Raw genomic sequence first — 12,351 nt, 5'->3', positions numbered from 1 at the left:
TCATTCCAGCCGGTGCAATTAATAATATTGAAAATCCTAAAATATATCCACTTAAAAATGTTGTTGTTTTATCGCCGAATTTAAAATCAACACCTTTTTGAACAATAGCGTTAATAAAGAAAGGTGAGACAAGCAAAGCAATAAAAAGTGCACTAAACATCATTACAAATAGCTTAGATTTTGTTTTTGTTTTAGACATATGACCTCGATTAATATTTACAATATATATATATATATATATATATATATATGAAAAAAATAAATCATATATGCAATATTATTATAATACTAATTTGATTAAGCAGAAATTGTCTAATTTAACAAAAGAAAAAGACACTCATAAAGAGAGGCTTGAAACTGTTTCCGATTCCGAATGTGTTCTATATTTTAACAAGCCGTAGGCACTACGCAAATATCGGACTCTCAATAGTTTTGGGTCGGTTGGAAGCATCCTAAAACTGATCGCTATTATGTTACCATAAAGGTATCGCAAAGTTCATTTTTTTATACTCTTATTCCTCATCCATTTACGAACCCGAAAGTATAGTTTTATCTCTGTGAACCGTTGCTGTTTCCACTATTAGAATCCACATCTCGTCTGGCCAAACTCCTATATAATCATCAGCCATTTTCAAAGTGTCAAAATACGTTTACATTTTAGTGCTTTATCAAGGGTCGTTTTGTGTTCGTCATACTATTTGGTAAGCTCGTCATACTTTCTCGCAAACTCGATCATGTCTTGAATGGTTCTGGTGTTTTCCCTTATCTTGGCAGATATCACTTTGCTTAACCCTTCAATGGTTGCTTGTTCTTCCGCAATATAACATCAAGCCGTCATCGTGTTAAACAAAAAAGGATTGAATCAAAAACCAAGTAAAAAGAAAAGAGAGACCTCATTGATTTATTCATTACAAAAGTGAGGTTCCAAAATTTAACCCCACTTTTGTAATGAATATCTGTCTAGGTAAAACTGAAATTTTTATTAAACTTTTTAGTAATCGTTCCGTATTAGTTTTAGATAAAAGAAAAAAGTCTCGTAAAAGTGCCGACTGACACCTCTACAAACAAGGCTGATTTGAAATTTACAGAAAGGGAAAATAACTCTATTCGTGAAAGAAAAAAGGTCTGACACTATTGTATCAAACCTATGCTTTTCATATGGTGGAGATGTCGGGAGTTGAACCCGAGTCCACACATTAAACTCATACATAACTTTTTATAGTTTAGTTTGTTTTTTAAGAAGTATTAATAACATTAACAAACAAAATTTTATTAATACTTGAGCTAAATTGTCCCATATTTATTCGCCCGGTAAATACAGTAATCCTTTATACCAACTTATTATGCCAAGGAATTCATAATAAGCCACTTGTCGCTATAACTAAGCGAATGCAAGATTCATATTTGCATTTGCAATAGCAAATGCTGGAAGTTCTGAACGAACATCTGCTTTTTCTTCTTTTGCGAATATAAAGCCTAGAAGCCTTAAGGTTTGCAGACCACTAATTATGTAAGAACCCAATGCATGTCGAAGCCATTACACCCCCATACTTAATAATTATATTTAATATTAGTACTTATAATAATAAATAAAAAATATCTATAATATAGATATTATGAATATTGACAAAATCAAAAACAAAAATATTGTTCTTTCCATTAATAACTTAAATGTTCCTGCCAAAAACGAGAATCCTATCCATATTTCATCTATTAATATTTGTGAGCTCGAAAAGGCTGCGATTTTTATTTCTGACAATAGCAAAGGATTATTAAATAATAATTTTTGAAAAATTTTGAATAATCAAACTAATAATGGGATAGTTAGCTTTACTAAAAATAAAAATAATTTTGAAATTCTTAAAAATAAAAATGTTTTAAAAGAAATTGATTTTTTCAATATGAATGTTTTTGAAGAACTTGAAGGAAATATACCTCTATTTTCACTTTTTGAAGATATTAATAATAATTTTTGAATAAATTCGTCTGTAATTAATGATTATGAGAAAATTTTTAACGAACAATTGAATAAACTTAAATTAATTTTGTTCTATTCTTTAGAAAAATTTGTTGATTCATTATATGTTTCTACAATTAGTGCTAGAAAAGCTGTTAATAATTTTTCAAAATTTTTTGAGAATAACAGCAAAAATTTGCCTCTATTAGAAAATGGTATTAATGAATTAAAATTAAATTTTGAAGAATTTGTTTTAAATGTTTTGCAAAATGTTTTCGATTCTTTTAGAAGTTTTAACTCTAAGTTTGAAATATTATTTTCAGCTTACAAAAAATATATTGAATATACAGGCTCACCGGATTTGCCAGTTTTAAGACATCAATATACATTTATGAAAAAAATCAAAAATCCAACTGTAATTAATGTTAAAAAACACCTTGCAATTCGTGATAATGAAGCAGGAATTAAAATTTTAAAAAATATTTTAGTAAATAATAAAAATAACTCTTTAAAACTATTAAAGTTATGAATTGAAATTTTAAAAAATGACGTAAATACCTATAAAAAAGTTTTAAAAGATAATGCTAACGATCTTATCATCACTTTGCACATGAACAGAAAAATTTCGCTAATTAAATCTGCTATTAAGGTACTTGATAAAAATCAGTTCAAACTAGCTTATCTATCAGAAGATAATATTTTTGAACTTATTTATAACATAAAACACGAAATAAATTTTATATGTAATAGTGAACTCAAAAACTCTATAAAACAGGATCAAACGAAAATTAAATCCTTTGCTGAATTGCCTATATGAACTTTTAACATTAATAATTGAATATCTATATCCAATCAAAATAAATCAGTAATTGAAAATAATATTGTTCAAAATAAATTAAATATAAAAAATCTTAAAAAACAATATTTTAATATTCATGATGATCAAAACTTTTCAATAACCATTAAAAATCTTGCAAACAAAATTGATAGAACGGTAAATGAGAAAAAATTTCAAAATGCAAACTCTGAAGAATTACTTCTTGAAAGAATAAAAAAGAACAAAAGAATCTTTTCTGAACTGCCTAACAGTTGAGATATCTGAAAAACTATTCACACTGCTTTTAAAGCAATTTTAAATTCAAAAAGTTTAAAGAAATATAAAAGACTTGACCTACAAGATAATATATCATATCTTTATAAGTTATCTGATATAGCAATATCTTTAATATCTGAATTAATTAATCTAAAAAATATAGTTTTTGACAAGAAAAATTCTGAGATTAGTAATATAAAACAATTTTATTTATTTTCCAGTTTTATAAATATTTTTGATAGAAGCAATATGCAAGTTGAAGACTTATTAAAAACATATAATAGCTCGTCTAAAATAAATAAACTAAAACTAGGACTTATCTCAAAATTAGTTCAGCAACCAAAATTAATTATTATTGAAGACTTTTCAAACAGAATATCTAGTGATTTAAGAAATGAACTACTTGAAGTGTGCGACGATTTAACGCAATTAACAGAAACAGCTACCTTATTAATAACGAATAATATCGAAACATTAAAATATAAAAAAGTTGATTACGTGTATGTATTTTCAAATAATTTTGAATTTGAACATGGTAAGTATGAAACTATATTAAATCATCCAGTTAGTCCAAAATTAAAAAAGTTGTTTTTAAATATAGATTTTAAAAATGATTATGTTAGTGAACAAAATTCGCTTATAAAAGACGAATATAAAATAGGTGAAAATCACTATTTGACAGCTTCTTTGGATGAATATTCAAACTGGACAAACCAACAAAATGATTTATTAAATAAAAAACCTTCAAAAAGGTCGTTAACAAAAAAAGATAGTGCTAAAAATTTAGAGCAAACTCAGTTAATCAGTCCATTTATGGATGATGAAGTATTTATTTCAAATTTTAATAAGAGAAATATGCCTCAAATAACTGACCAAAAATTATTTGCTGAACTTGAAAGCCACACAAATCATGAAGGCAACATGATCCAAATTAATGATGAAGATTCATCTTATTAAAAATATTCTGTCTAAATGTAATTTTTAATTTATAATATAAACGATTTTTAAGTTAGCAACAACTAACTAATATAAAAAGGGAGGCTTATTATGGCAAATATCAAATCAAAAATGAAAAGCATTGTTAAACAAGAAGAATTCAGACAAAGAAACAATGCAATGAAAACACGTGTAAGAAAAGCAATCCGTGCTGCTCGTGAGGCAGTTTTAGCCAAAGACGCTAAAGCGACAGAATTAGTTGCACAAGCACATTCAATTATTGCTACAGCAGTTCAAAAAGGTGTTTTCCACGTAAATAAAGGTGCTAGAAAATCATCTCGTTTAGATAAATTTGTTAATGAACAAAAAAATAAAGCTGAATAGTAAGCTTTCTACAACACAATTATGAAAATTTTAGGCTTTAACGTGCCTAAATTTTTTTATTAATTAAATAATGTAAAATTTAATAAGGAGGTTGTTGAATGAACCAAAAAACAAACAGTGAAACAAAAGGTTTTGCCATTACAAATATAGTTCTATTCTTCTTTATTTGAACATTTGTAGCGTGAATATTACACATTGTTTTTCAAGCCATTATTGCTTCAAAAACAAAAAATGTTACAATTCGAGTTCTTTCAATTGTTGGATGTTTTATTCCAATTGTCGGGTTAGTAGCTAATATAATGATTTTATGCGGATATGAGAAGCCAGATAACGAAAAAACAAATACAGATAATGAAAAAATAACGCTGAACAATCAGATGATTTAACTGGGGGCAAAATGAACAATTCAAAAATTAGAAAACTTGCTATAGTAAACATCGTATTATTTTCAATATATGTTATTTTTCAAACACTAAGTGTTTTAACTTATAAATACGCTAAAACGCAAATGTTATTGGACAATAATTCACTATTTTACTTTAATGCTATTGCAACTGTTATTGCATTAGGATGTCTAACGGCATTCTTTATTATTCAAATAATAATTTGTACAAAATGAAACTTTAAGCACTACTTAATAACCTTATTTATATGTGGTTGTGTAGTTCTACCTATTGGTTTCGTAGCTTGTTGTTTAATAGTAGCTAATAAAGCAATAAATGAATAAAACTCCTATAAAACAGCTGTTTTAGTAAATTAATATTGCAATTAAATTTGCAGTATTTTTTTAATTTTATTATTTTTAACATCTAACAAATTCAACTTAAATTAATATATAATTTAAAATATTATTAATATCTTAAATAGGAGAGTAAAATGGGAAAGAAAAAAGAATCCTTTTTCGAGCGTTTAATTAAGAAAAACGCCGAGCAAGAGAATAATAATGTTTATAAATCAAAACCTAAAGGCAAAAGATGAAAAATTATTGTAACTTCATCTGTTTTAATCACAGCCATTGCAACTGGTATTACAGTTCCATTAGTTATTAACTCAACTAAGAAAAATTACTTGCAACCTTACGAACAAAGCAAGAATTTAATTAGTTCTGATTACAATGGTGCAAATTTAAACATTAACATCGGCGATTATGAACAAAACTACAAAAATGAAACTTCAAAAGATAGCGAAAAGAAAATTGACGAAATGAATCGTCAAATTATTTACTATCTTTACAACAAGGAACAAGTAGCTTCAGCAGAATTTGAAAAAATATGAAACGAAACCAAAGATGCTGGTGCATCAGATGTTAAATCATACCGTTTAAGTACAATTTCTGAATTAAGCAGTAAATTTAAAAAAGAAATTTTGGATATCCAAAACAATATGAAAATTCAGTTTGGTACTGACAACTGAGAAACTGAATTTAACAAATATTTATTCAATACATACGATGGATCAAAAACAATTGATGAAGCTGTAAAAAGTAAGGTATTTAAATCAATTCTAAATGATGCTCTTCGTCGTTTTAGATTAATTTCTGGAAACAAAAAAGATGAAATCCAAAGAAAAACTAAAGATGGTCAATTTGCATTTAACTGATGACACGAAGGAACTAATAAATTCTGAAATATCGATGGAGACGATTTGGCTTTAGCAACCGAAAGCTTTGTTTTAAATGATGAATACAAATTAGCCACACCTTTTATTGCACACTTTTTAAACAACGAAAAACCTGTAATTATTAGTGAATTTACACTTCCAGGAATTGCACCCGCAAACGCAAAAGAAAAATGAAACTTTGATAGAGAAAGAATGCTTAAGTATATGTTCTATGCTCAAACAGGTACATTTAATGTTGAAAGTGCACCTGATAAACCAACCGATTTAATTACAAAAACATTTAAGCCCTTTTCGCACTACATTGATTTAGTTGTAAAAGAACAACCTGTTAACGGTTTATATCTTTTAAATAAAGATGCTGTAGGATATTCACAAATCTTGACTTCATTTTCTTCAAGCTCAACTGCAATTAAATCAAACTGAGGAACGGCTGGATTAACTACCTTAAGTGAATTAATGTCTATCGCTAACTTCAACACTTTCTTAGCAATGAACCCTAAAGTTGTTTTTGGTGAAAACGCAACAACTCATATAAGAGAAATTGATTATTTTGGCAAACTTGAAGAAGTTAGAAAAGAAATTGCAAAACAAGCTGGTGTAACAGATGAAAACATTACAGATAACCTAAAAGCATCAGAATACAACAACAAAATCAATAAATTCTTTAAAGAAGTAAACGAAACCAATAAAACAGGCTTAACAGACGAAAAATATAATGAACTAATTGTTAAACCTCTTTCAGAATTATTCATCAACAATGGGAAAATTAACCTAATTTATAAAATCAAAGGTATTAATGATGTCTATGGAATTTTAACTGCTGAAGGCTTTAAATTAATGTATTTAGGAAATGGCAAAACCTTTACAAATGAAGATGTCTTTAAAATGATTCAAAATGACTTCATCATTAAAAAGAAATTTGACAAAAAAACAGGTGTTCAATACAATGCTCTTTCAAAAATAAATAGAACCTTGCCTAAAGAAGAATACATTAACATTATGCTTAATGAACAAGACTTCTTAACATACATTAAAAAACAAAATAATCCTTTTGCTAAAGATAAAAATGGTAAACCTCTGGCAAATGTAAAATATGATGATGCTTCAATTAACGAACTAAAAGAAAATGTAAAAAGAAATCTTAAATTTACACAATCAGAAAAATTAATTGGCCTTACAGATGGTGCTGAAAAATGAATAACTGATAAAGCTAACTCAGATTACATCAATGGTTTTGAATTAAAAGACGGAAAAGTATACTTTACAAACAATAAAACTGAAGATGCAACAAGCATTCTAATTAAATTTATGACTAAAGAATTCTTAGGAAATGGAGGCAACTAATGAAAAAACGTAATTTATTATTTTTAGGTTCAGTTGTCTCTCCTTTTACAGCTTTAATTTCTGCTTCGTGTGGTGTAAACATTGAAACGCCTTCAAGAATTGAGCAATTTGAATTTTTGAGTAATTCAAAAAGAGTTTCAGACATTGAACACATTTGAAAACTCTATGCCTTATCTTCAAGATATAATCTTAATCCTTCAGGTACGTTTAACGAATCAGAACTAAGAGATAAATTCAATAACGAATTCAAAAACGCAACAAGCGAACTTTATAAAGATTCATATAAAGCTTTCCAACTTTATGCTAATAAAAAATTAGCTTCAGATTCTAAATATTTCGTTAAGAAAATCCTAGAATGAGAAAAAAATGGCTACTTTGGACCTTCGGATCAACCCGTTCAATGATTAATACCAAATCAAATTCCTAGTGAAGATATCTTCAAAAAACTTTGAACTTCTTTCCCAACAGGTATTCAACAAGAAATTAACAATATGCTTCTAGTTAAAGCTTACTTCTCTATTTCAAAACTAGATGAATTAAATACTATTACTAAAAACTCAACAAGCAAGGAATTTCAATATTACGCTAACGGTTTAGATGTTAATTATGATCTAAATAATTACTACCTTAACAGATATGCAATGAATAATAAATACATTCAACTTTGAAATCGTAAATTTGATGAAAAAAATACCAATGATGAAAACTTCATTTTCTTAAAAGATAGTAATGAAAAAGGTTTTGATATTAAAGATATAAATTCCTTTAATGCTTATTTTGTAGACTCAAACGGCCAACAAAATAAAAAAATGACTGATGTTGAATCATTAGTTGATGGATTATTAAAAACTAAAGAACAACAAATTCAAGGTTTTGAAGGCTTCGTTAAAGACAACTCGCAATACAACTTAAACTGAAATGAAGAAGATATGAAAAAGAAAGAAACTGAATCTTCATTATATGGTGTATTTGACCCAGTTAATAAACGTTTAGTTAGCTTTGATGAAATTGAAGCAAATCATACTTACGTTTCAACTATGGATGTTGTAACTAATAAATTAATTGTTTCATACATTAATCAAATTGTTCCAATTGGTGGAAGTAAAAAAATAACCGTCGCAAAAGATGCAAGTGCATATGCAAAAGATTTTGCACAATTAACACCTCAAGAAAAAGAAGAAGTCAAAGTACTATCACTACACAATACAATCTATAAAGATAACTTAGATAAACTTTCTTACCTATACTACTTAAATGATTCTTCGTTATTAGAAAAAGCTATTGAAGCTTTTGCTCAATTAGGTATCAAGTTAAAAATAAATAAATCAGTTCCTCAAGTTTACGACTTATTAAAAGATAAAATCTGAATCGACGCAAAATAATGAATGACATTTTTTTAAAAATTATTAATCGTGAACTTGAAGCTAAATTTATTTACGAAGATGATATCTGCGTAGCCTTTTACGACAAATTTCCATTACAACCTGGACATTTTTTGGTGGTTCCAAAAACACGAACTGCAAACATAACAGAAATGGATGATGATACAGCAGCTCACCTAATAAACACTGCTAGAAAACTTGCTAAACAAGAAGTTTTAGATAAAGGGTTAGCAGGCTTTAAAATCTTAATTAACACTGGTTCTGCAGCTGATCAAACTATTTTCCACACCCACGTTCACGTTATACCTTACAAAGAAAAAAGTGAGGATAACTAATGAGCGAAAAAACAGAAAAAACCTATAAAACAGGTTCATTACTTAAAAAGAATTCCTTATTTTATTGAGTTCTTTTAATTGTTTGATTATTATTATCTGCGTTATTCATATATATATATATAACAAAAATTAATAGTTTTACTTTTGCACAAAAAGACCCTTTTAACAATGTTATTAAAGATACAACTTCAAGAAGAGCTGCTGCTATTATCTTTATAACATTAAATGCAATCTTTTTAATGTATTTCTGGCTAAACGGTATTAAAGACTTCTTATATGTTTGTTGATATTATTTATTCAAAAAAATTATTTACAAACAATATAAAAAGGTTTTAAATACTGACGTTTCAAACGTAAATGATAAAGTCCTCCTTGTGTATTGTTGTTGCAATGATATAGTTGAAGATGCTTTATCTAAATGTATTAATCAAGATTATAAAAATTACGACGTTGTAATTCTTGATGATTCAACAAAACCTGAAGAAATTCAAAAAGTAAATAATTTTGCCAAAACTCATTCAAATATTAATATAAAAATCGTTAGAAGAAGCAATAGAAAAGGTTTTAAAGCTGGTAATTTAAACCACTACTTAATGTCTGATGAATGCAAAAGTAAAAATTATAAATATTATGTAATTTTAGATTCAGATGAAATCATCCCAAGAAACTTTATTAGATCGGCTTTAAAACACTTTTATGCATATGAAAATATTGGAATAGTACAAGCTAATCACATTGCTACTAATAATAAAAATTTCTTTATGGACCTATTTCACAGAGGTGTAAATAGCCATTGACCAGTTTATCAAACTATGAAACATAAATTTGGTTTTTCAACTATGTTAGGGCATGGAGCTATGATAAAGGCTGAATGTTATGATAAATTAGATAACGGTTTCCCGCCAATGGTTGCTGAAGACTTATGTATTTCTATTGAGCTTAGAAGTAAAGGATACTTGGTATCATTTGCTCCAGAAATTATTTGTCAGGAAGAATATCCAGTAGACTATATTGCTTTCAAAAAAAGACACTCCAAATGAACGCAAGGAAACTTAGAATTTATTAAAAAATTCACCAAAAATATTTCAAAAGCTAAAATGAATTGGTTTGAAAAAATGGATATATTTCTTTTTACATATAACTTGCCTTTAACTGCTCTTTTTTCATTCTATATTTTTATAAATATTATAGTTCTACCATTAATAGGAGTTAATCTAGGTTCGGTTTATCCAGCCTGATTCTTAATTCCTACAATAATTTTCTTCTTTAGTCCAATGATAAATGACTTTATTTATTGAATAGGAAGAATGAACTTCTTTAAATTCATTATTTATTTTCCTTTAGTATTTGTTCTTTATGGGTCAATGTTCTTAACTAGTTTAATTTCAGCAATTTTAGGTATTTTTGGTAAAAAAGCAACATTTATTGTTACGCCTAAATCATCATACAAATATAAATTTGTTGATATGTTCAAATATCAATGAAAAGAATTAATTTTCTCCCTTGTATTAATAGGTATTTCACTTCTTAATTTTAGAAATATTTGACCAGTATCATTAATAACAATCTCGGCAATTTTATCAATGTTCTTAATATATTTAAGTAACATTCAATATAATCAATCTAAAATTGAAATTATTGATCAAAATTCAAGTAGAGTTTCAATTCAGAAAATCCAAAAGATATTTATCAAGCAATGTAATTATGATCTTAAACTTTATGAACAATTTAACTTAAATAAAATTCAGAGAACAAAGATTAACACACAATAACTTTAATAAAAAGATATGCATAATTTACTGTATATCTTTTTTGATGTTTTTTCCAATAGTAATGTTATGAAAATTAAATACCGATATAAATGCCTGAAAAAATGATTCGTTTGATGAAATCAACAATTAAATTTAAATATAAATAAACATATGCGAAAGTAAAAGATAAAGATACGATTTAAGGCACCAAAGTAAAATGGCAAACTATATACATTCCTGCGTTAATCATTAAAAGGATATTTAGAGTAAAGCCAATATACTAGTTAAATTTTCCAAACTTACAAATAGTATCTTGTAAATTAAAACACACAATTATTAATATAAACCTAATTGTGTGTTTTAAAATTCAAAAATATATATTTTTAATTATTAGTATTTATCGTTTCTGAAACAGGATTTGTTTTCGTAATTATTAATATGTTCGCAATAAGTCCAGCTAATGTAAGAAATATACCAATTAATGAAGTTCAATATATATTGGTATTATTTTCAACTCTTATAGTAATGATTACTTGAATTATTAAAATAGGCAAACTTATTACAATTATCATTCACGAAAATATCCTAATCAACCAAATACCCTCAAAAGAACTATAAAGCGATGCTTCAAAAGCTATAAAAAACTGAGCTTTAACAGTCGTGATATTTAATAAAGCAAACAATGCAAGTAAAATCAATTGAATAATGAGAAGTATAATATTAGCTCTCGCTAGATTTTGAACATTTTTCATAAATTCCTTTTTTAAAATTAATGTTAGTTATACTTACAAATCAATTCATATAAGCTACAATGATTTTTCATTAGTAATGTCAAGTTTATTTCATTTTACAATTAAGATTATATTTGCAATCATCGCCAATAATAATATGAATAATCCAATTACAGAAAGTAAAAATAGTTGATTATTTTCACTAACAGAAACAGTAATAAAAATCTGGATTACGAGTATTACTATTGAGAGTAATCCCAAAACAGGAGTAAATCCATAATATACTCCCAATATACTTTTTTTATATCTTTTATATTTGCTAAATCCGCATCCAATGATTTATTTGGATAGTCAGCGGGAAACTTATTATTTGCTCCTATATATAAATATAAACAAGCCACAATTACCCCAAAAGTCAAAACGACAAATATTAAGGAAATCATTAAGCCCAAATTTACTTTAGCAAGAATTTTACATTTATTCACAATAAACCTCCTTCTCTCATTTTATTTTTTTTTTTTTTGTAAAGTTATTTCAAATATTTGAATAATAAATGGTAATTTTTCCATATATAAAAAACACATAGTCACAAGTAGCTAAATGTCTATGTGTTTTATTTTTTATTATAAGCCTGTTTTATAGGTTTTTAGATTTCTTCATTTTTCTTAAATTTCTGAACTTCTTCATCAGAAGCTAAGACAAAGTGCTTATTGCCTAAATCCTGTCATTTAGGTTGATTATCTAATGTATAACCATGTGATCTTGGATCATATTCACGTCCTAGTAGTGAACCTTTTTCATTTTCAATAGAAGGGACT

11 protein-coding genes and 1 other RNA gene are annotated in these 12,351 nt (G+C 26.7%); 9 read left to right on the top strand and 3 right to left on the bottom strand.

The features are described from left to right. Positions 1 to 199, bottom strand: a 199-nt coding sequence (locus T390_RS0103295) for a hypothetical protein (protein WP_027335069.1), incomplete at its 3' end; no start/stop codon positions are given. 960 nt (positions 200 to 1,159) lie between these two features. Continuing rightward, positions 1,160 to 1,547: a transfer-messenger RNA gene (gene ssrA / locus T390_RS04045) on the bottom strand. Positions 1,548 to 1,616: 69 nt separating this feature from the next. On the opposite strand from ssrA, the gene T390_RS0103285 reads away from it, so the two are divergent. From T390_RS0103285 to T390_RS04175, 9 genes are all read left to right on the top strand, one after another. Further along, a complete protein-coding gene (locus T390_RS0103285) occupies positions 1,617 to 4,007 on the top strand; it encodes an MAG1360 family OppF-related protein (protein WP_027335068.1) in 2,391 nt (796 codons plus the stop codon). 90 nt (positions 4,008 to 4,097) lie between these two features. Continuing rightward, positions 4,098 to 4,370, top strand: a complete 273-nt coding sequence (gene rpsT / locus T390_RS0103280) for a 30S ribosomal protein S20 (RefSeq protein WP_027335067.1) — start codon at positions 4,098 to 4,100, stop codon at positions 4,368 to 4,370. 98 nt (positions 4,371 to 4,468) lie between these two features. Beyond that, positions 4,469 to 4,756 (top strand): hypothetical protein, encoded by a 288-nt coding sequence (locus T390_RS0103275; protein WP_027335066.1) that lies wholly within the window; start codon positions 4,469 to 4,471, stop codon positions 4,754 to 4,756. An 11-nt stretch (positions 4,757 to 4,767) separates the two neighbouring features. Continuing rightward, positions 4,768 to 5,097: a hypothetical protein gene (locus T390_RS0103270; RefSeq protein ID WP_027335065.1), complete on the top strand. Its 330-nt coding sequence runs from the start codon at positions 4,768 to 4,770 to the stop codon at positions 5,095 to 5,097. 149 nt (positions 5,098 to 5,246) lie between these two features. Next, entirely contained in the window at positions 5,247 to 7,334 is a 2,088-nt protein-coding gene (locus T390_RS0103265; protein ID WP_027335064.1) for a HinT-interacting membrane complex protein P80, read from the top strand. Then, positions 7,334 to 8,716 carry a HinT-interacting membrane complex lipoprotein P60 gene (locus T390_RS0103260; RefSeq protein ID WP_051590867.1) on the top strand — a complete coding sequence of 461 codons (1,383 nt, stop codon included), beginning with the start codon at positions 7,334 to 7,336 and terminating at the stop codon, positions 8,714 to 8,716. Before T390_RS0103265 ends, T390_RS0103260 begins: the two co-directional genes overlap by 1 nt. Continuing rightward, the gene (gene hinT / locus T390_RS0103255; RefSeq protein ID WP_027335062.1) at positions 8,716 to 9,051 is read left to right on the top strand and encodes a histidine triad protein HinT; all 336 of its coding nucleotides are present in this window, start codon (positions 8,716 to 8,718) and stop codon (positions 9,049 to 9,051) included. Before T390_RS0103260 ends, hinT begins: the two co-directional genes overlap by 1 nt. Next, positions 9,051 to 10,823, top strand: a complete 1,773-nt coding sequence (locus T390_RS03870) for a glycosyltransferase family 2 protein (protein WP_051590866.1) — start codon at positions 9,051 to 9,053, stop codon at positions 10,821 to 10,823. The genes hinT and T390_RS03870 overlap by 1 nt, the downstream gene beginning before the upstream one ends. A gap of 417 nt (positions 10,824 to 11,240) precedes the next feature. After that, positions 11,241 to 11,420 carry a hypothetical protein gene (locus tag T390_RS04175; RefSeq protein ID WP_169733489.1) on the top strand — a complete coding sequence of 60 codons (180 nt, stop codon included), beginning with the start codon at positions 11,241 to 11,243 and terminating at the stop codon, positions 11,418 to 11,420. Between the two features lie 355 nt (positions 11,421 to 11,775). On the opposite strand, the gene T390_RS0103240 is transcribed toward T390_RS04175, so the two are convergent. After that, positions 11,776 to 12,018 (bottom strand): hypothetical protein, encoded by a 243-nt coding sequence (locus tag T390_RS0103240; RefSeq protein ID WP_027335060.1) that lies wholly within the window; start codon positions 12,016 to 12,018, stop codon positions 11,776 to 11,778. Positions 12,019 to 12,351 lie beyond the last annotated feature (333 nt).

It is taken from the genome of Mycoplasmopsis felifaucium ATCC 43428 (assembly GCF_000687775.1).
Taxonomy (GTDB): Bacteria; Bacillota_I; Bacilli_A; order Mycoplasmatales; family Metamycoplasmataceae; genus Mycoplasmopsis; species Mycoplasmopsis felifaucium.
Note: the sequence above shows the minus strand (reverse complement) of the source record. Positions and strands in the feature narration are given on the sequence as shown.